The 20,230-nt window shown below is 60.2% G+C and carries 20 protein-coding genes; 14 read left to right on the top strand and 6 right to left on the bottom strand.

Annotated features, from left to right (window positions below; translation table 11 throughout):
- The 3 genes from iscX (at window position 1) to ACQ4W6_RS23465 (ending at window position 1,941) form a co-directional block, all read left to right on the top strand.
- Window positions 1–195: a Fe-S cluster assembly protein IscX gene (iscX, locus tag ACQ4W6_RS23475; protein WP_436569576.1), complete on the top strand. Its 195-nt coding sequence runs from the start codon at window positions 1–3 to the stop codon at window positions 193–195.
- Window positions 182–1,102: a class I SAM-dependent methyltransferase gene (locus tag ACQ4W6_RS23470; protein WP_436569575.1), complete on the top strand. Its 921-nt coding sequence runs from the start codon at window positions 182–184 to the stop codon at window positions 1,100–1,102. The genes iscX and ACQ4W6_RS23470 overlap by 14 nt, the downstream gene beginning before the upstream one ends.
- Window positions 1,103–1,182: 80 nt before the next feature.
- Entirely contained in the window at window positions 1,183–1,941 is a 759-nt protein-coding gene (locus ACQ4W6_RS23465; protein WP_436569574.1) for an rRNA pseudouridine synthase, read from the top strand.
- Between the two features lie 112 nt (window positions 1,942–2,053).
- Here the strand turns inward: ACQ4W6_RS23465 and ACQ4W6_RS23460 are convergent, their stop codons facing one another.
- From ACQ4W6_RS23460 to ACQ4W6_RS23440, 5 genes are all read right to left on the bottom strand, one after another.
- Complete coding sequence (locus tag ACQ4W6_RS23460; RefSeq protein WP_436569573.1) at window positions 2,054–2,506, bottom strand: group III truncated hemoglobin; 453 nt, start codon at window positions 2,504–2,506, stop codon at window positions 2,054–2,056.
- Window positions 2,507–2,583: 77 nt separating this feature from the next.
- A complete protein-coding gene (locus ACQ4W6_RS23455; RefSeq protein WP_436569572.1) occupies window positions 2,584–3,120 on the bottom strand; it encodes an RDD family protein in 537 nt (178 codons plus the stop codon).
- On the bottom strand, window positions 3,110–3,901 hold the full coding sequence (locus ACQ4W6_RS23450) for a DUF3106 domain-containing protein (protein WP_436569571.1): 792 nt from the start codon (window positions 3,899–3,901) through the stop codon (window positions 3,110–3,112). Before ACQ4W6_RS23450 ends, ACQ4W6_RS23455 begins: the two co-directional genes overlap by 11 nt.
- A 2-nt stretch (window positions 3,902–3,903) precedes the next feature.
- Window positions 3,904–4,308, bottom strand: coding sequence for a DUF3619 family protein (locus tag ACQ4W6_RS23445; protein ID WP_436569570.1), 405 nt, complete (start codon window positions 4,306–4,308; stop codon window positions 3,904–3,906).
- Window positions 4,305–4,874 carry an RNA polymerase sigma factor gene (locus tag ACQ4W6_RS23440; RefSeq protein WP_436569569.1) on the bottom strand — a complete coding sequence of 190 codons (570 nt, stop codon included), beginning with the start codon at window positions 4,872–4,874 and terminating at the stop codon, window positions 4,305–4,307. The genes ACQ4W6_RS23445 and ACQ4W6_RS23440 overlap by 4 nt, the downstream gene beginning before the upstream one ends.
- Before the next feature lie 495 nt (window positions 4,875–5,369).
- On the opposite strand from ACQ4W6_RS23440, the gene ACQ4W6_RS23435 reads away from it, so the two are divergent.
- The 8 genes from ACQ4W6_RS23435 (at window position 5,370) to ACQ4W6_RS23400 (ending at window position 14,609) form a co-directional block, all read left to right on the top strand.
- Window positions 5,370–7,100 (top strand): acetolactate synthase 3 catalytic subunit, encoded by a 1,731-nt coding sequence (locus ACQ4W6_RS23435; protein ID WP_436569568.1) that lies wholly within the window; start codon window positions 5,370–5,372, stop codon window positions 7,098–7,100.
- 2 nt (window positions 7,101–7,102) lie between these two features.
- The gene (ilvN, locus tag ACQ4W6_RS23430) at window positions 7,103–7,594 is read left to right on the top strand and encodes an acetolactate synthase small subunit (protein WP_038493839.1); all 492 of its coding nucleotides are present in this window, start codon (window positions 7,103–7,105) and stop codon (window positions 7,592–7,594) included.
- 73 nt (window positions 7,595–7,667) lie between these two features.
- Entirely contained in the window at window positions 7,668–8,684 is a 1,017-nt protein-coding gene (gene ilvC / locus ACQ4W6_RS23425; protein WP_436569567.1) for a ketol-acid reductoisomerase, read from the top strand.
- Between the two features lie 246 nt (window positions 8,685–8,930).
- Window positions 8,931–10,157, top strand: a complete 1,227-nt coding sequence (locus tag ACQ4W6_RS23420) for an MFS transporter (protein WP_436569566.1) — start codon at window positions 8,931–8,933, stop codon at window positions 10,155–10,157.
- Between the two features lie 207 nt (window positions 10,158–10,364).
- Window positions 10,365–11,132 (top strand): SIMPL domain-containing protein, encoded by a 768-nt coding sequence (locus tag ACQ4W6_RS23415; RefSeq protein WP_436569565.1) that lies wholly within the window; start codon window positions 10,365–10,367, stop codon window positions 11,130–11,132.
- 116 nt (window positions 11,133–11,248) lie between these two features.
- Window positions 11,249–12,007, top strand: coding sequence for an SIMPL domain-containing protein (locus ACQ4W6_RS23410; RefSeq protein ID WP_436569564.1), 759 nt, complete (start codon window positions 11,249–11,251; stop codon window positions 12,005–12,007).
- A gap of 157 nt (window positions 12,008–12,164) precedes the next feature.
- Window positions 12,165–13,016, top strand: a complete 852-nt coding sequence (gene pssA, locus ACQ4W6_RS23405) for a CDP-diacylglycerol--serine O-phosphatidyltransferase (protein ID WP_436569563.1) — start codon at window positions 12,165–12,167, stop codon at window positions 13,014–13,016.
- Between the two features lie 48 nt (window positions 13,017–13,064).
- Window positions 13,065–14,609: a 2-isopropylmalate synthase gene (locus ACQ4W6_RS23400; protein WP_436569562.1), complete on the top strand. Its 1,545-nt coding sequence runs from the start codon at window positions 13,065–13,067 to the stop codon at window positions 14,607–14,609.
- A 137-nt stretch (window positions 14,610–14,746) separates the two neighbouring features.
- On the opposite strand, the gene bamE is transcribed toward ACQ4W6_RS23400, so the two are convergent.
- A complete protein-coding gene (gene bamE / locus ACQ4W6_RS23395; protein WP_436569561.1) occupies window positions 14,747–15,244 on the bottom strand; it encodes an outer membrane protein assembly factor BamE domain-containing protein in 498 nt (165 codons plus the stop codon).
- A 184-nt stretch (window positions 15,245–15,428) separates the two neighbouring features.
- On the opposite strand from bamE, the gene rpsO reads away from it, so the two are divergent.
- From rpsO to ACQ4W6_RS23380, 3 genes are all read left to right on the top strand, one after another.
- Window positions 15,429–15,698, top strand: coding sequence for a 30S ribosomal protein S15 (gene rpsO, locus ACQ4W6_RS23390; RefSeq protein WP_010399743.1), 270 nt, complete (start codon window positions 15,429–15,431; stop codon window positions 15,696–15,698).
- Window positions 15,699–15,931: 233 nt separating this feature from the next.
- Window positions 15,932–18,049 carry a polyribonucleotide nucleotidyltransferase gene (gene pnp, locus ACQ4W6_RS23385; RefSeq protein ID WP_436569560.1) on the top strand — a complete coding sequence of 706 codons (2,118 nt, stop codon included), beginning with the start codon at window positions 15,932–15,934 and terminating at the stop codon, window positions 18,047–18,049.
- A gap of 226 nt (window positions 18,050–18,275) precedes the next feature.
- Complete coding sequence (locus tag ACQ4W6_RS23380) at window positions 18,276–20,225, top strand: methyl-accepting chemotaxis protein (protein ID WP_436569559.1); 1,950 nt, start codon at window positions 18,276–18,278, stop codon at window positions 20,223–20,225.
- Window positions 20,226–20,230 lie beyond the last annotated feature (5 nt).

Here is a 20,230-nt window from a genome sequence, read left to right as displayed (position 1 = left end):
ATGAAATGGTCCGACATTCACGTGATCGCCGAAGCGCTGTACGACGCGCATCCGGACATCGATCCTTTGACCGTGCGCTTCACCGACCTGCATAACTGGGTAGTTGACCTGGACGGTTTCGACGATGACCACACGCGCGGCGGCGAAAAAGTGCTCGAAGCGATACAGGCGGCGTGGATCGATGAAGCGCGCTAAGGGCGCGGCGCCAGCCGCCGCCACTGCACCGGCCGTAGCGAAGGACATCATCACGGCCGCCAGCAACATGCCAGAGATCAAGGATGGCCAGTCGGTCGCCTTGCTGCAGGAATTGCACATCCTGACGCGCGACGGCAAGATGAACCAGGATAGCCGCCGCAAGCTGAAACAGGTATATCACCTGACGCAGTTCATCGAGCCGCTGCTGCGTGAAGTGCAGCTCGACCATCCGGGCGTGACGCTGGTCGACCATGGCGCCGGCAAGTCGTACCTGGGTTTCATTTTGTACGACCTGTTCTTCAAGAACGGCAACGACGGCTCGCACATCTACGGCATCGAGACGCGCGAAGAACTGGTGCTGCGCTCGCAAGAGCTGGCAAAGAAATTCAAGTTTCCCGGCATGTCGTTTTTGCCGCTGTCGGTGGCCGAATCGACGGAATCGAACTTGCTGCCCCAGCAGATCGACATCGTCACCGCCTTGCATGCGTGCAATACAGCGACCGACGACGCGATCCACTTCGCCTTGCAGAAGAAGGCGAAATTCATGGTGCTGGTGCCATGTTGCCAGGCCGAAGTCGCTTCCGTATTGAAGAAGAACAAGGGCAAGAGCCTGGGCAAGAATGCCTTGACGGAATTGTGGCGCCATCCGCTGCACACGCGCGAGTTCGGCAGCCAGATCACCAACGTGCTGCGCTGTTTGCAGCTCGAAGCGCATGGCTACCAGGTCAGCGTGACCGAACTGGTGGGCTGGGAACATTCGATGAAGAATGAACTGATCATCGCCAGCTACAAGAACCTGCCGCGCCAGCGCCCCACCGAGCGCTTGCAGGAAGTGCTGCAGACTCTGGGGCTGGAAGAGATGGGCCAGCGTTTCTTTGCCGAGCAATTGGCGCAAGCCAGCGCGTAAGACATCCGCAATGGCAAACGAGGGGAGGAGCGGGTCGGTTACAATACCGGCTTTCTCCTCCCTTGCTTTTTGCGCATCCCATGACCACACCTATTGAAATGCCCACCGTCCGCCTGGCCAAGCGCCTGTCTGAAGACGTGCCCTGTTCGCGCCGCGAGGCCGAGCTGTATATCGAGGGCGGCTGGGTGACGGTCGATGGCGAGCTGGTCGAAGAGGCGGGCGCACGCGTGGCCGACAACCAGGTGGTGGTGCTGCTGCCGAACGCCACGCTGGTCGAAATGCCGCCCGTGACGATATTGCTGCACAAGCCGGCCGGCATCAATGGCGGCGTGGGCGCGGACGGCAAGCCGGCGCTGAGCTGCTTGCGTCCCGAAGAGCTGTTCACGGCGGAAAATGTGCTGCCCAGCGCCGTCACGCGCTTCCTCAAGCGCCATCTGATCGGCCTGACCATCACCAACCCGCTGGAAACCATGGCGTCCGGCCTGCTGGTATTCACGCAGGATTTCCGCGTCGCCCGCAAGCTGGTCGACGAGGCCAAGACGGTGGAGCAGGAATTCATCGTTGAAGTGTCGGGCGACATCATGGAAAATGGCCTGGTGCTGCTGAATCACGGCTTGCCCTTCAATGGCAAGCCCTTGCCGCCGATCAAGGTCAGCTGGCAAAACGAGACGCGCTTGCGCTTCGCCCTGAAAAACGTGCAGCCAGGCCAGATCGCCCACATGTGCAAGATGGTGGGCCTGGAAGTTGTCGCCATGAAGCGTTTGCGCATCGGCCGCATCTCGATGGGCGCCATGCCTGTTGGCCAATGGCGCTACCTGCAGGGCTACGAACGGTTCTAGGAACGCCAGAGCAAACCTACTGCGCGTCGCGCTTTGCGGCCCTCGATGCTCACCGTGCTCAAGCACGGTTGCGCTTCTTGGCCGCAAATCACTGCTGCTCGTTACGGTTTTCTCAGGCGTCGTGAGGCTGCTTGTTTGCTGCGGGATGCATTTGTACGCCATGGCTTTCCGCAAAGCTCTTCCATAGCCGTTCGGCAATATTCAAGGCGATGGCGTCGGCCTTCTCTTGCAGGGCGGCATTGCCCATGCCTTCGGTGGTGGCGAAGAACAGGGTCAGCCAGCGGCGGAACAGGCACGGCGTCAGGTGTTCCATCTGCGCGTGCTGGGCCAGCGGCTTGCCATGGTAGCGCATGGTGCCGCGCAGCAAGCCGGACCAGAAATCGATCAACGTTAGCAAATGGGCATCCCAATCCTTGACCTCGGCGGCAAAGATGGGGCCCAGCATGGCGTCGTCGCGCGCGGCGGCATAAAAGGTGTGCACGAGCTGTTTGACTTCTTCTTCGCTGCAGACTTGCGCGCGGTAGTTGGCGAAACGCGTATGGGGGAGGGGGGCTGTATTATTCATGGCATGCCATGATCGCAGAGCCCCGCTGGCGCTTCAATGACGCAAGTCAAGTCCCTGCGAAAACCATTCGATCTTGCTCAGGCGGCAACTTTCTTTGATTTCTTGGCCGGTGCCGGCAATTGCACGATCTGCGTGCCCAGGAACTTGTCGTGCAGGAACTGGCCATTGCCCGTGAACAGGGCCGTGGCCGACCAGGCCAGGATGCCGATGCCGATGGCGCCCAGTGCTGCCCAGTGCTGCAAATCAAACGCATACGCCACCACCAGCGCCGGTAGCAGCCACATCCATGCCAGGATGTAGCGGTAGGCGGCCACGCGCAGCGGCACGTGGGCGTGGCCTGGCAGCACCACTTTCAGGCGCCATGTCTTCATGGCCAGGGTTTGCCCTTCGCGGCTCCATTGATGGATGAAGTAGGCGCCCATGACGAGGAAGGCCAGGCATTGGCGCATGTGCTCGGTCAACGGCGTATGCGCACCTTGCACGGCCAGCTCGAACACCAGGAAGGGCAGGAACAGCACGGCCAAGGCCAGCAGCGACTCGTATACCATGGAAATCAGGCGGCGCTTGATCGTGGGATGGGAAGCGAGGCTGGCGGCAGGCGTGCTATTTGGCATTGGTTGGCAGTGGGGCAGGCGTGGCGGGTGGCGTGACGGGTGGCGTGACGGGCACGGTGGTGGCCGGGATGGCGGCATCGGTGGCGGGTGGCGCCGTCACTGGCGCCGCAGCCGGCGGCATGGCGGGCGTAGCCGCAACTGGCGCGGCAGGGGCAGCGGCGGCCGGCGTGGCCGGCGCCATGCTCACGGCCGGCTTGTTGGTGTTGGAATTGATCGCAGGCACTTTGCCCAGCGGTTTTTTCGGCGCCAGTTCTGTTGCCAGTTTTTTCTTTTGCTCTTCCGGTAACTGCTGGTATTGCTCCCATTGCGCGGATTTTTGACCCGGGTCAATTTTCTTCGTGCGCGTATAGTTTTCGCGCACCTGGCGGCGCTGTTCCGGCGTCAGCTTGATCCATTCGCGCATGCGCTCATGCACACGGGTTTGCTCGTCCGGTGCCATGGAGGCAAAGCGGCTGGCGATATCGAGCCATTTTTTCTTGCGCAAGGCTTCGAGCTTGTTCCACTCGCCCGCCAGCGGCAGCAAAGCTTCCTGCTGCGCGCGCGACAACTTGTTCCATGCGGGATTGTCGCTGGCCTTGGGCGGCGTGCCGCCCTTGCCGGCCGTGCGCAGCGAGCCGGGCTTGGCGGCCGGAGCAGGTGCAGCGGCCGTTGCAGTCGCCACGGGTGTGGCAGCGGGGGCCGCATGTTGTTGCTGGCCCATCCAGGCGGCGCCAGCGAGGACGCAGGCGCCCAAGCCGATGCCGGCGGCAAGCCAGCCTGTGCGTTTGCTGATGCGTGCCATGCCTATTGCTCGCGTTTCGTCAGGTAGGCATTGAAGCCATGGTCCATGTATGCCGACAGCGGCAATTCGTCCGACAGCACGGCAGCATCGATTTCTGCCAGTTCGGCAATATGTTGTTCCTGCTCAAACTGATAGATGCCCACCATGCCGCCGACCAGCAGCAGCAGCGGGATGATCACGCTCACGCGACCCAGCCACGACAGCGGTTCGACAAACAGGCTGCTGGCGATGCCGGCGAATACATCCTTGCGCACGGCAACGGCGGCAGGGGCGTCTGCCTTTTTGTGCGATAAGGCCAGTTTGCGTGCCGATGCCAGGCGATCGGTGGTCGATGCGGGCAGGTTGTCGAGTTTTTCGTTCAGTGCATGGCGCACTTTGTAAGCGAAATTGAGATCGTCGGTGTTCATAATTGTATTCCCTTGGCTTTCAGCGATTCGGCGAGCGTGTGGGTAGCTCTAGAGCAATGTGTTTTCACGCTACCTTCGGAGCAACCCATCGCTTCCGCTGTTTCAGCCACATCCATGTCCTGCCAATAACGCATGAGGAACGCTTCGCGTTGACGTGCAGGCAGTTTTTGTACCTCTGCATCAATCAAATCAAGGATTTGCGCGCGTTCGACCTGGTCGGCAGACGATTCGGCGGCGCTGGAGCCCTGTTCCGATTCATACGTATCGAGCAGCTCGAAATCCTCATGCTCGTCACCCGAGGATTTCATGCCGGAAAACAAGCTGACCCAGGTGTTGCGCACTTTTTCGCGACGGAAATAATCGAGTATGGTGTTTTGCAAGATGCGCTGGAACAGCATCGGCAGTTCGGCGGCCGGCTTGTCGCCGTATTTCTCGGCCAGCTTGATCATCGCATCTTGCACGATGTCGAGCGCCGACTCATCCTTGCGGACTGCGTAGGCGGCTTGCTTGAAGGCGCGCCGCTCGACATTTTCTAGAAAGTCGGATAATTCTTTGTCTGTTGCCATGCGGTATGGGGCGAGTTAACGGCTGCGTGTGCTGTGGGTGAAAGGGGCGGGTATGCTTTTTGCATTCCTGAGCATGCTAGCAAAAAATGTGCGTTACCGCATGGTTTTTGCACCTCTCTTGAGCAAAAAAGCATTTCGGCTGACATTTTCCTTGACCATAATGGTGCGACGCGATAACGTATGGGACGCTTTGAACATCCCAAAGCTGTATGGTCAGGTCGCGACCGGCACACAAGGCCATTCCGCGGCAAGACGCGCTTTCATTTGTAGGCAGTTTGTTCTAACCCGCGCCACAAGCGCGAGCGGTTCGTACAGGCGCCACAGAAACTCCGGCCAAACGAGTTGCGTTAAGCGTTGTTTTGTAAGGTATCTATGGGTGCCCAAAGAAATGTCGTGACCGCATGAAAAGGGAAGCAGGAGCACTGTTGCGTTAGGCGTACCTCGTCAGGAAAGAGCATCCGATCAATCTCCAATGGACCTTGAAAGGAATGTTTCATGAATACCGAAGCAACAGCAGGACCTATCTCTGGCGCAGAAATTGTCGTGCGCTGTCTGGCTGAAGAGGGCGTCGAGCACGTCTTTGGATATCCGGGCGGAGCCGTGCTCTACATCTACGACGCCATCTTCCAGCAAAACAAATTCCAGCATATCCTGGTACGCCACGAGCAGGCTGCGGTCCACGCCGCCGATGCCTATTCGCGCAGTTCGAACAAAGTCGGTGTCGCCATCGTCACGTCCGGTCCGGGCGTCACCAATGCCGTCACCGGCCTGTCAACTGCGTACATGGATTCGATTCCCATGGTCGTGATCTCCGGCCAGGTGCCGAGCCACGCCATCGGACAGGATGCGTTCCAGGAGTGCGACACGGTGGGCATCACGCGCCCCGTGGTCAAGCACAACTTCCTCGTCAAGGACGTCAAGGACCTGGCGGCAACGATCAAGAAAGCCTTCTTTATCGCCCGTACCGGTCGTCCCGGCCCCGTGCTGGTGGATATCCCCAAGGATATCAGCATGCACAAATGCCATTTCGACTACCCGAAGGAAGTCGAGATGCGTTCCTACCGTCCGGTCGACAAGGGCCATTCGGGCCAGATCCGCAAGGCCGTGCAACTGCTGCTGCAAGCCGAACGTCCGATGATCTACGCGGGCGGCGGCGTGATACTGGCCAATGCAGCGCCCGAGCTGAACAAGCTGGTCGACCGCCTGGGTTTCCCGTGCACCAACACCTTGATGGGCCTGGGTGGATACCGCGCTTCGAGCGAGCAGTTTGTCGGCATGCCCGGCATGCACGGCACCTATGAAGCGAACATGGCGATGCAAAATTGCGACGTCCTGATCGCCATCGGCGCCCGTTTCGATGACCGCGTGATCGGCAACCCGAAACATTTCGCCTCGCATCCGCGCAAGATCATCCACGTGGACATCGATCCATCGTCGATTTCCAAGCGCGTGAAGGTCGATATTCCCATCGTCGGCAACGTCAAGGATGTGCTGATCGAATTCCTGGCACAACTGGACGCGGCTGAAGCCAAGCCGAACGTCAATGCGCTCTCCAACTGGTGGAAGCAGATCGCCGAATGGCGCGGCCGCGAATGCCTGAAATATCCGACCTCCGACCTGGTCATCAAGCCGCAATCAGTGGTCGAGAAAGTATTCCAGATCACCAAGGGCGACGCTTTCATTACCTCCGACGTGGGCCAGCACCAGATGTGGGCTGCGCAATATTATCGCTTCGACAAGCCGCGCCGCTGGATCAATTCCGGCGGCCTGGGCACCATGGGGGTCGGTTTGCCGTACGCCATGGGCGTGCAGATGGCTAATCCAGACGCCACGGTTGCCTGCATCACGGGCGAAGGTTCGATCCAGATGTGCATCCAGGAATTGGCGACGTGCAAGCAATACCATTTGACGCCGAAAATCATCATGCTCAACAACCGTTTCCTCGGCATGGTGCGCCAGTGGCAGGAAATCGATTACGGTTCGCGCTATTCCGAGTCGTACATGGATTCGCTGCCGGACTTCGAGAAGCTGGCCGAAGCATACGGCCACGTGGGCATGAAAATTGAAAAACCGGGCGACGTTGACGGCGCCCTGAAAGAGGCGTTTGGCATGAAAGACAGGCTGGTATTCATGAACTTCATTACCGACCAGTCCGAAAACGTGTGGCCAATGGTGAAAGCCGGCAAGGGCCTGTCCGAAATGATGCTCGGTTCGGAGGACCTCTAATCATGCGCCATATTATTTCTGTCTTGCTGGAAAACGAAGCGGGTGCCCTGTCGCGCGTGGTGGGCCTGTTCTCGGCACGCGGCTACAACATCGAAACCTTGACCGTGGCGCCGACCGAAGACGCAACGCTGTCGCGCATGACGATTGTCACCAGCGGCTCGGACGACATCATCGAGCAGATCACCAAGCATTTGAACCGCCTGATCGAGGTGGTGAAGGTGGTCGACCTGACCGAAGGACAGCATATCGAACGCGAGTTGATGCTGATCAAGGTTCGTGCCGTGGGCAAGGAGCGCGAGGAAATGAAGCGCACCGCCGACATCTTCCGTGGCCGCATCATCGATGTCACCGAAAAGACGTACACGATCGAGTTGACCGGCAACAAGGTCAAGCTTGACGCGTTCATCGATTCGATCGACCGCGCCGCCATCCTGGAAACCGTCCGCACGGGTGGTTCCGGCATCGGCCGCGGCGAACGCATCCTCAAAGTATAAAAGTATATTAGTAGCAATACGCGGCCACGGCCGCACCCCCATACAACGCAGTCATCAAATTATAGGAAATACCATGAAAGTTTTTTACGACAAAGACGCTGACCTCTCCTTGATCAAAGGCAAAAACGTTGCCATCATCGGCTACGGTTCGCAAGGCCATGCGCACGCACAAAACCTGAACGATTCGGGCGTCAACGTCACCGTCGGCCTGCGCAAGGGCGGCGCTTCCTGGACCAAGGTCGAGCAAGCGGGCCTGAAAGTAGCGGAAGTGAACGACGCCGTGAAAGCGGCCGACGTCATCATGATCTTGTTGCCTGATGAAAACATCGCCCAGGTTTACAACGAAAACATCGCGCCATTCGCCAAGCAAGGCGCCGTACTGGCCTTCGCCCACGGCTTCAACGTGCATTACGGCCAAGTCGTGCCACGCGCCGACCTGGACGTCATCATGGTTGCGCCGAAAGCGCCAGGCCACACCGTGCGCGCTACCTACACCCAAGGCGGCGGCGTGCCCCACCTGATCGCCGTGTACCAGGATAAATCGGGCATCGCCCGCGATATCGCCCTGTCGTACGCTTCAGCCAACGGCGGCGGCCGTGCCGGCATCATCGAAACGAATTTCCGCGAAGAAACCGAAACCGACTTGTTCGGCGAGCAAGCGGTTCTGTGCGGCGGCGCCGTGGAACTGATCAAGGCCGGTTTCGAAACCCTGACCGAAGCGGGCTACGCTCCTGAAATGGCGTATTTCGAGTGCTTGCACGAACTGAAACTGATTATCGACCTGATCTATGAAGGCGGTATCGCCAACATGAACTACTCGATCTCGAACAACGCCGAATACGGCGAATACGTGACCGGCCCTAAGATTGTTACCTCGGCCACCAAGGATGCGATGCGTCAATGCCTGAAAGACATCCAGACGGGCGAATACGCGAAGAGCTTCATCCTGGAAAACAAGGCAGGCGCACCGACCCTGATCTCGCGCCGCCGCCTGACGTCCGAGCACCAGATCGAAGAAGTGGGCGCCAAACTGCGCGCCATGATGCCTTGGATCGCCAAGAACAAGATGGTTGACCAGTCGAAAAACTAAGCAGACCCTTCACGCCGCCACGCGCGGCATGTATGTTGGCAAAGAAAGCCAGGTTTCTATAATGAAGCCTGGCTTTTTTCTTGCGCGTACGTTTTTCGCTCGCCTCCTATATAATCCCGCCCTTCCTTTGCAGTTTCATACGTTACTGCATCTGTTTCGGTATCTGCCGACCGCAACGCGCATCACCGCTTCCGTAGCACGCCAGGCGCTGGTTCACCAGCCGCTTGCGCAACCAGAAGGCCCCCTATGACTGACCGTAGCATCACCACAGTGCCCATGCCGAGCGCTGCCGCATCTTCCATTCCCGTATTGGCCTTGCTGGCCCTGGCCATGACGGCTTTTCTCGCCATCCTGTCGGAAACCTTGCCTGCCGGCCTGTTGCCGCAAATCTCGCAGGGCCTGGGCATTTCCGAAGTCATGACAGGGCAGCTGGTGACGGTGTACGCCATCGGCTCGATCCTGACGGCAATTCCCCTGACGGCGCTGACCAGCGGCTGGCGCCGGCGCAATGTGTTGCTGCTGGCCATCATTGGCTTTTTAATCTTCAATACGGCGACGGCCCTGTCGCCCAATTATGTCATCGCGCTCATTTCCCGTTTTTTGACCGGCATGGCAGCCGGCCTCGCCTGGGGCTTGATGGCTGGCTATGCGCGCCGCATGGTCAGCGCCGAGCAGCAGGGCAGGGCGATGGCCATTGCCATGATCGGCACGCCGCTGGCGCTGTCGCTGGGCGTGCCGCTGGGCACCCTGATGGGCGGCGTCATGGGTTGGCGCGCCATCTTCGGCATCATGTCGGGCATGGCCGTGGTGCTGGTCGCTTGGGTGCTGCTGACCGTGCCCGATTATCCGGGGCAAAAGAATGGCGAGCGTTTGAGCATCCGCCAGGTGTTCATGACGCCCGGCGTGCGGCCTATCCTGGCGGTCATCGTCGCCTGGATGCTGGCGCACAATATTCTGTACACCTATATCGCACCCTTCCTGGCGCCATCGGGCTTGCGCCCCCGTGTCGATCTGGTACTGCTGGTGTATGGCGTGGGTTCGCTGGCCGGCATCTGGCTGGTCAGCCAGCTGATCGACCGCTGGCTGCGCCCGCTCGTGCTGGGCTGCATCGCCGCGTTTGCCGTGGCGGTCGTCGCGCTGGGGCTGGCCATGGAGTCACCGGCCGTCATTTATATCAGCATGGCCATCTGGGGCATCACCTTTGGCGGCGCCGGCACCTTGCTGCAAACGGCCTCGGCTGACGCGGCCGGCGACGGCATGGACGTGGCGCAGGCGATGGTGGCGACCATCTGGAACGTGGCCATCGCGGGCGGCAGCCTGGCAGGCGGCATGCTGCTCGATGGCTACGGCGCAGCCTCGTTCCCATGGGCCATGCTGGCCTTGCTGCTGGTGGCGCTGGTCATCGCCTGGCGTGCGCGCCGCTACAGTTTCAAGCCGGGCCGCCGCAGCGGTGGCGTGGTGGCGGGACATTGAGAATGATGTTATTTTAAATAACGATGTTTTAAAATGTGAGTAAATGTGACTGGCAGACGCATTTTGTGACGATTTGTTAATTTGCGCCACGGGAATTAGTGAGGCGTTAGAATCTACACAGTTTGACAAGTTTCTCAAGCGAATGCGGCGGCACGCGCCGCCGCATTCCTGGCTGTCAGCCATTCATTAACTACCCAGGAGTACCCCATGACCGTGATGAAATCCGTCCTTGTTGCCGCCGCAGCCACTGTTGCCCTGAGCGCACAAGTCCACGTACAAGCCCAAACCTTGCCCACTTCCGGCACCCTGGTGGTCGTCCCCGCGTTCGGCGAAGTCAAGCATGTGAATGACCAGGTCGTCGCTACCCTGGCTATCGAAGAGCAGGACAAGGACAAGGCAGCGGCTGCCTCGCGCGTCAACCAGAAGATGAACAAAGGCATCGCCATCGTCAAGCAGGCTGACCCGAGCGCCGCGCTCAAATCGTACGGCTACTATACCTACCCTGTGTATCCGGAAGAGCGCCCATTGCCGGCCGGTACTGTTGCCAAGCCGCGCCTGCCGACGGCATGGCGCGTCGGCCAGTACCTGGAAGTGACGACGGCCAACTTGGCCGCCTTGCCAAAAACCGTGTCCGCTGCGCAAGGCGTGCTGACTCTGAACGGCTTGAATTTCGGCCTGAAGCCGGAAACCATCCGCCTGCTGGACGACCAGCGCATCGCCGCCACGTATAAAAACCTGAACGAGCGCGTGGCCGCCATCGCCCGCGCCATGGGCCGCAACGTCGCCGATGCCGTGCTCGACACGGTGGACTTTGAAGGCTCGGGCAATTACGCCAACGAAAGCCGTCCAGCGGCTGCACCGATGATGATGCGCAGCGCCAAGATGGCCGACGACAGCGCCGTCGCCGAGCCGAGCTTCGAGCCAGGCGAGACCACGCTCGATATGCGTCTCGTCGGCAAGGTCAAGTTCAAGTAAGCGCGCTGGCGTAGATTTTTCGGCAAGGTAAATCTTTCCGCATTAAAATGTTTTAAACAAGCATGGGGCTCCTCGGCCCCATGTCTCTTTTATCCATTATTTCCCAGGAGAACTGCATGAGCGTCATGAAATCGATGCTGGCCGCCGCCATCGCTACCGTTGCCCTGTCCGCCCAGGCGCAAGGCCTGCCCAGTTCTGCCACCCTCGGCACGCTGGTGGTGGTGCCGGCGAACGGCGAAGTGGTGCATGCGAACGACCAGGTCACCGTCACCCTGGCCATCGAGGAACAGGACAAGGACAAGGCGGCAGCTGCCTCGCGCGTGAACCAGAAGATGAACCAGGGCGTGGCCATCGTCAAGCAGGCCGATCCGCAAGCCGTGCTGAAAACCCAGGGTTACTATACCTATGCCGTGTACCCGGAAGCGGCGCCATTGCCACCAGGCACCACCGCCAGGCCGCGCGTACCCACTGGCTGGCGCGTAGGCCAGTACTTGCAGGTGACGACGGCGAACTTGGCCGCCTTGCCGAAAACCGTGTCGGCTGCGCAAGGCGTGCTGACCCTGAACCGCCTGAACTTTGGCCTGGCGCCCGCTACCGTGCGCAAGCTCGACGACCAGCGCATTGCCGCCGCGTATGCCAACTTGCAGCAGCGCGTGGCCGCCATCGCTGGTGCCATGGGCCGCAGTGTCAGCGACGCCGTGATCGATACCGTTGATTTCGAAGGTTCCGGCAACTATGCGCAGCGTGTCAATGTGGCCGGTGCGCGCAGCGCCGATGCGGCCAGTTATAGCGGCAGCCAGGTAGCCGAGCCGAGCTTCGAACCTGGTGAAACGACCCTCAATATGGGGCTGGTGGCCAAGGTCAGGTTCAAATAGGGCTAGTATTGGTGTCAATATTGTCAGCTTGACGCCGCCGTGCTTTTCTTTGGCGGTGGCTCCTCTATAATGGCAGCATCGGCGCGTGCATGTTGTAATGCGCATGCGCCCTCCCACTGGCACCGATTCCCCGGCAGTACACAAGATATGGAACAACATGGCAAACTTCCCCCGTCGTAGAGGCAAGAACGGCACTCCCGCAACATCCAAAGCTTCCCGCTTCAGCAAATTCGTGCGCCAACCGGTGAGCGATGGCGCGGGCAAGAAAACCTTGCGCCGCCGCGGCATCTATCTGTTGCCGAATGCCTTCACGACGGCGGCCCTGTTCTGCGGCTTTTACGCCATTGTCATGGCCATGAACCAGAAATTCGAACATGCGGCCTGGGCCATCTTCATTGCCATGATCCTCGACGGCCTGGACGGGCGCATTGCCCGCCTGACGAATACGCAAAGCGAATTTGGCGCCCAGTACGACAGCCTGTCCGACATGGTCTCGTTCGGCGCCGCGCCGGCGCTGGTGATCTATGAATGGTCGCTGCGCGGCATGGGCAAGCTGGGCTGGCTGGCCGCCTTCGTGTATTGCGCCGGCGCCGCCTTGCGCCTGGCGCGTTTCAACACGAATATCGAGGTAGTCGACAAGCGCTTCTTCCAGGGCTTGCCCAGTCCGGCGGCAGCGGCCATGGTGGCCGGTTTCATCCTGCTCATGAATGACCTGGAATTTGCCGGCAACCAGCTGGCCTGGGTTTCCTGGACGATCGCCCTGTTCGCCGGCCTGACCATGGTCACGAATGTGCCGTTCTACAGCTTCAAGGACGTCAACTTCCGCAAGTCCGTGCCCTTCATCGTAGTGTTCCTGCTGGCATTGTTCTTTGCCCTGATCTCGATCGATCCGCCGAAAGTGCTGTTCCCGATTTTCGTCGCCTATGGCCTGTCCGGCTACGCCGTGTACTTTTGGCGCATGGCGAAAGGTAAGCCTGTTAGTATTATCCAGACGGACCAGGAGCACTGACAACACCCTGGGTCGGTAGCCACTTCTTTCCATCAGCGAGGAGCAGCCATGAATACCAGCAACCGACTCATCATCTTTGACACCACTCTGCGCGACGGCGAGCAATCGCCGGGCGCGTCCATGACGCGCGAGGAAAAGCTGCGCATCGCCAAGCAGCTTGAACGCATGAAGGTCGACGTGATCGAGGCAGGCTTTGCGGCTGCCTCGCAGGGCGACTTCGAGTCGATACGGGCGATTGCCGGCGCCGTGCGCGAATCGGTCATCTGCTCACTGTCGCGCGCGAATGACCGCGACATCGCCCGCGCTGCCGAGGCTTTGGTGCCCGCCGAGCGCAAGCGCATCCACACTTTCATCGCCACCTCGCCGCTGCACATGCAGATGAAGCTGCGCATGACGCCCGAGCAAGTGCTGGCGCAGGCGCAAAACGCCGTGCGCTATGCGCGCCAGTTTACGGACGACATCGAATTTAGCCCCGAAGACGGCAGCCGCTCCGACGAGGATTTCCTGTGCCGCGTACTGGAGGCGGTGATCGCCGAGGGCGCCACCACCATCAATTTCCCCGACACGGTGGGCTATGCCGTGCCGGAAATCTTCGGCAATACCATCAAGCGCTTGCGCGAACGCATACCGAATGCCGATAAAGCCGTCTGGTCTGTGCATTGTCACAACGACCTGGGATTGGCCGTGGCCAATTCGCTGGCCGGCGTCATGATCGGCGGCGCGCGGCAGATCGAGTGCACCATCAATGGCCTGGGCGAGCGGGCCGGCAACACGGCGCTGGAAGAAGTGGTGATGGCGCTGCGCACGCGCGCCGCCTACTACAACCTGACGGTGGGCATTGATACGACGCAAATCGTCGCCGCCTCGAAGATGGTGTCGCAAATCACGGGTTTTGCCGTGCAGCCGAACAAGGCGGTGGTGGGGGCGAATGCCTTTGCGCACGCGTCCGGCATCCACCAGGATGGCATCCTGAAGGCGCGCGAGACGTATGAAATCATGCGCGCCGAAGACGTGGGCTGGACCGCCAACAAGATCGTGCTGGGAAAATTATCGGGGCGCAACGCCTTCAAGCAGCGTTTGCAAGAGCTGGGCATCGCGCTGGAGTCCGAGGCGGAAGTGAACGCCGCCTTCATCCGCTTCAAGGAGCTGGCGGACCGGAAGTCGGAGATTTTCGATGAAGATATCATGGCCCTCGTCAGCGAGGAACAGCAGGCGCAGGAGAGTGAGCACTACCGTTTTATTTCCTTGGCGCAGCAATCGACGACGGGTGCCGTACCCCACGCGCGCGTGGCGTTTTTCGTTGGCGGCGAGCAGCTGAGCTGCGAAGGGCGGGGCGACGGCCCCGTCGACGCGACCGTCAACGCCATCGAAAGCGTGGCGGCCAGCGGCGCCGAACTGGTCTTGTTCTCCGTCAATGCCATCAGCACGGGCACGCAGTCGCAGGGCGAAGTGACGATGCGCTTGTCGCAGGGCGGGCGCATCGTCAACGGCGTGGGCGCCGACCCGGACATCATCGTCGCCTCGGCCAAGGCGTACTTGTCGGCGCTGAACAAGTTGCACGCGAAGGACGAGCGTATCGACCCGCAACCGTAGAACGCCTAATTAAACCTACTGCGCGTCGCGCTTTGCGGCCTGCGATGCTCACCGTGCTTTAGCACGGCTGCGCTTCTCAGCCACAAATCACTGCCGCTCGCTACGGTTTTATTAGGCGTCGTTGGGCTGGTAATGCATTACCAGAAAAAGCGCCGCTCCTCCTTGTCCGGATCGGGCCCATTCATCATCATGCGCACGATGCCGTCGTGGTCGAAATGCACGTGCATCATGGAATCCCAGACGCCCGATTCCTTGTAGCGGTAGGACCAGACGTGCAATTTCGGCAGCGACAGGTAGGATTTTTCCGTGGGGCGGCCCAGGGTGTTCAGCACGTCTTGCTGGGTCGATACACCCACCTTGATCCTGGCAAAGCCGGGCGTGTCGAGCACTTGCTCGTAGGAAATCAACCTCTCGTCGGGGCCGAAGCGGGCCATGTAGGTGGCTTGGCCATACGGCCCAGTGGCGTACTCCAGTTCAGGGCCGCTGCTTAGCTGGTAGACATTCGTCGGCCGGCCCAGGCGCGCTTCCACGGCGGCGCGCGCTTCGCCCAGTTGCGGCGGCGGCGTGTTCCAGGCGGCGCAGCCGGCCAGCGCGGCGATGGCGATGGTTATTGCTAATTTGAGCAGGTTTTTCATGGTTTTGCTCCTGAAGTGCAGGAAAATCCTATCATGCGCTCATAAAAGCCCGCACGGCAGGATACAGGCGGGCTTTTTTCCGATATACTTGCGCGTCTGGTTTGCAGCTTGGCCAGTATTTTTTTAATCGTAGTTCACGGTGTATAGGGTTCAGACTCTGTGCACCGCATGTGAAAGGTTTATCATGACAGTAGAAAACATCAACAAAGCCGCTATCATCGCGGACAACGCACGTGGTCAAAACGACACCGGCTCCCCTGAAGTGCAAGTTGCACTGCTGACAGCGCGTATCAACGAACTGAACGGCCACTTCAAAGCCCACTCGAAAGATCACCACTCGCGCCGCGGCCTGATCATGATGGTCAACCGTCGTAAGAGCCTGTTGTCCTACCTGAAGGCTAAAGACGCTACCCGTTATCGCGACCTGATCGCTAAACTTGGTCTGCGCAAGTAATTTTTGCCGTACAAGGTTTATACAGAAATGCCTGCGCCAGTTCGCTGACGCGGGCATTTTGTCATTTGAATTCCGGATTTGTGTCTGTAAGTAAAGTATTCTCTTACCGATACCATGTTTTAGAGGCAATGTAGCAAAGGCGGTAACAAGTAAAGGCAGCATGTTTACGCCGCCTGTGGTGAGGTGAACGACAGCCCCTGAAAATCTGTCGGCAAATAGAAAAGGGATTCCCCATGTTTAATAAAGTTACGAAAACCTTCCAGTACGGTCAACATCAAGTGACCCTGGAAACCGGCGAAATCGCACGTCAGGCATCCGGCGCAGTGCTGGTGTCGATCGAAGATACCGTCGTTCTGGCAACGGTAGTGGCACGCAAAGATGCCAAACCAGGCCAGGATTTCTTCCCTTTGACGGTTGATTATGTTGAAAAAACCTATGCTGCCGGTAAAATCCCGGGCGGTTTTTTCAAGCGCGAAGGCCGTCCTTCCGAAAAAGAAACACTGACATCGCGTCTGATCGACCGTCCTATTCGTCCGCTGTTCCCGGAAGGCTACCTGAATGAAGTGCAAGTCATCATTCACGTGCTGTCGGTCAACCCGGAAATCGATCCGGACATCGCCGCCATGATCGGCGCATCGGCTGCCCTGTGCGTATCGGGCGTGCCTTTCAGCGGCCCGATCGGCGCTGCGCGCGTCGGTTACGCCAATGGCCAGTACATCCTGAACCCAACCGTTCAGCAGCTGAAAACTTCGGAAATGGACCTGGTTGTCGCCGGTACCGAAACGGCAGTGCTGATGGTCGAATCGGAAGCGAAACAGCTGTCCGAAGAAATCATGCTGGGCGCCGTGGTATTTGGCCACGACCAGATGAAAGTCGTCATCGACGCGATTCACGACCTGGTGCGTGACGGCGGCAAGCCGGAAGTCGAATGGGCGCCTGCGCCAAAGAACGAAGCACTGATCGCCCGCGTTGCGCATTTCGCCAACGCCAAGATCAATGATGCGTATCAAACCAAGGACAAGCAAGAGCGTACGGCCAAGCTGAAAGCGGCAACGTCGGAAGTGATCGCTGACCTGGCTGCCGAAGCAGCTGCTGCCGGCGGCGCAGCGATCGACAGCGCAGAAGTGAACAACATCCTGTTCGACATCGAAGCGAAAATCGTGCGTACGCAAATCCTCGACGGCGAGCCACGCATCGACGGCCGCGACACGCGCACCGTGCGTCCGATTTCGATCCGCACCAGCGTGCTGCCACGCACCCACGGTTCGGCCCTGTTTACGCGCGGCGAAACGCAGGCGCTGGTCGTCGCTACCCTGGGCACCGCCCGCGACAGCCAGAAGATCGATGCACTGATGGGCGAATTCACCGATTCGTTCATGTTGCATTACAACATGCCTCCGTTCGCCACCGGCGAAACGGGCCGTGTCGGTACGCCAAAACGCCGCGAAATCGGCCACGGCCGCCTGGCCAAGCGCGCGCTGATCGCCGCCCTGCCAGCAGCTGAAGAGTTCAGCTACTCGGTGCGCCTGGTGTCGGAAATCACCGAATCGAACGGTTCCTCGTCGATGGCATCGGTGTGCGGCGGCTGCCTGGCACTGATGGACGCCGGCGTGCCAATGAAAGAACACGTGGCCGGTATCGCCATGGGCCTGATCAAGGAAGGCGGCAAGTTTGCCGTGCTGTCCGACATCCTGGGCGACGAAGATCACCTGGGCGACATGGACTTCAAGGTAGCCGGTACCCGCAACGGTATCACGGCGCTGCAGATGGACATCAAGATCATGGGCATCACCAAGGAAATCATGCAAGTGGCACTGGCGCAAGCCAAAGAAGGCCGTGAGCATATCCTGGGCGAAATGCAAAAAGCCATGCCGCACGTCAAAACCGAACTGTCCGATTTCGCACCGCGTCTGATCACCATCAAGATCAACCCGGAAAAAATCCGTGACGTGATCGGCAAGGGCGGCGCCGTGATTCGCGCGCTGACCGAAGAGACGGGCACCCAGATCGACATCAGCGACGAAGGCGTGGTCACCATCGCTTCCGTTGACGCGCAAGCCGGCCAGGAAGCCAAGCGCCGCATCGAAGAACTGACCGCTTCCGTCGAAGTGGGCAAGACCTACGAAGGCACCGTGCTGAAACTGCTGGACTTCGGCGCCATTGTGCAAGTCATGCCAGGCAAAGACGGTTTGCTGCACATCAGCCAGATCGCCAACGAGCGCGTCAACGCCGTTGCCGATTACCTGAAAGAAGGCCAACTGGTGCGCGTCAAAGTGCTGGAAACGGACGACCGCGGCCGCCTGAAGCTGTCGATGAAAGCTGCTGAAGGCAGCGAAGCGCCAGCCGCCTAAGTTCGGCTGACGGCGGCTTCGGCCGCACGCTCACAAACCGCCAGCGCGCAAGCCTGGCGGTTTTTTTATGGTCGCGTTGCCTGTGCTGCATCGGCGCAGATGTTTGAGTGATATATGGTATCAATTGTTGTTTATGGGTAATTGACTGTCAGTATTGCTTGACGACAAAATCTTATTCCCCGACCATGGCGCATCCCTCCCGATTTCCTTTTTTATTGGATGCACCATGTTGTCCTCTCTTAAGGCGCGCCTGATCGCCATCGCCGTTTCCATCGTCGTGCTGGCCATGCTGGCCGTCGCCATCGCCAATTTCTACACTACGCGCAGCAGTACCCTGGCCGCGCTCGACACGCAGATGCTGCAGCTGTCGCACAGCCACGCGCAAGCCATCGCCGAGTGGCTGCGCTCCAAGCAAGCCGTGGTGGGCTCGCTCAAACAGGGCGCCAGCGCCGCCGACCCCTTGCCAGCGTTGAAGGCGGCCGAGCAGGCTGGCACCTTTGACTTGGCGTATATCGGCTTTGCCGACAAGCACGCTGTCTTCTCGCAAGAGCGCCAGCGCGCCGCCGACTACGATCCCACTGCGCGCCCCTGGTACAAGCAGGCGGCCGAGGCGGGCGCAGCCATCATTACGCCGCCGTACATCGGCGCCAGCACGGGCAAGCTGGTGCTGACGTTTGCCGAGCCGCTGGGCGGCAAGGGCAGCGTGACGGGCGTGCTGGCGGCCGACGTGATGATGGATGCTGTGGTGCAAAACGTCGCCTCGATCAAGCCGACCCCGGCCAGCTATGGCTTCCTGGTCGATGGCGGCGGCAAGATCATCGCCCACCCGGACGGCAAGCTGACGTTGAAGCCGCTGGCCGAGCTCGATGCTGGCCTGAGCGCACAGGCACTGGCGAATATTGAAAAGAGCGCCGCCGGCGCCGCCATCCGCCTCGATGGGCGCGACGGCATCTTGCACGTGAGCAAGGTGCCGGGCAGCGACTGGCTGCTGGCGACCGTGCTGGACCGCGCAGAAGCGACGCAGGCGCTCAGCGCGATGCTGCGCGCCTCGGCCCTGACGGCCTTGCTGGTGCTGGTGCTGGCCGCCACGGTGCTGAGCGCGCTGGTGGCGCGCGCCTTGCGCCGCCTGGGCCTGGTGCGTGATGCGATGGAAGCGATCGCCACCGGTGACGGCGACCTGACCAGCCGCCTCGATGCAGTAGGCACGGACGAACTGGCGCAAATCGCCAAGGCTTTTAATCTGTTCGTGGAAAAGATCGCCAGCGTGCTGGTGCAGATTCGCAGCATCAGTACGCTGGTGCGCAGCGAGTCGGCCGACATTGCTGCTGGCAACGCTGACCTGTCTTCGCGCACGGAAGCGCAGGCGGGCGCACTGGAAGAGACGGCCAGTTCGATGGATGAGCTGACCTCGACGGTGAAACAGAATGCGCAGAATGCGCAGGTGGCCAACGAGCTGGCCGTGTCCGCCTCGGAAGTGGCGGCCAAGGGCGGCCGCGTGGTGCAGCAGGTGGTGGGCACCATGGCCGGCATCCAGGAAAGCTCGCGCAAGATCGTCGACATCATCGGCGTGATCGATGGTATTGCCTTCCAGACGAATATCCTGGCCTTGAACGCGGCCGTCGAGGCGGCCCGCGCAGGCGAGCAGGGCAGGGGCTTTGCCGTGGTGGCGTCCGAAGTGCGCAACCTGGCGCAGCGCTCCGCCGGCGCGGCCAAGGAAATCAAGGAATTGATCGGCGACTCGGTGGAAAAAGTAGGCGCCGGCGGCAAACTCGTCGACGAAGCGGGTCAGACCATGGAGCAAGTGGTGGCGTCGGTGCGGCAACTGGCGTCCATCATGAGCGAAATCACGGTGGCCAGCCGGGAACAGAGCGCCGGCATTGGCGAGATCAATACGGCCGTCACGCACATGGATGCCATGACGCAGCAAAACGCGGCCCTGGTCGAGCAGGCTGCGGCCGCAGCGGAAAGCCTGCAAGAGCAAGCCGTTGACCTGGCGCAAGCGGTGGGCATGTTCCGCCTGGGTGATGCAAGTGATGCGGCGGTTGCTGCAGCGACCGCTCCCGTGGCGCGCCTGCAAGCCAGGCCAGCTGCCCCGGTCCGCGCGCTGCAGTCTGTCAAAGCTGTCAAGGCCGTCAAGGCGGCCAAGTCCGGCGCCGATGAGTGGGAAGAGTTTTAATCATT

The sequence above is a fragment of the Janthinobacterium woesei genome, from assembly GCF_051380875.1.
In the GTDB taxonomy this organism is placed as follows: domain Bacteria; phylum Pseudomonadota; class Gammaproteobacteria; order Burkholderiales; family Burkholderiaceae_D; genus Janthinobacterium.
Note: the sequence above shows the minus strand (reverse complement) of the source record. Positions and strands in the feature narration are given on the sequence as shown.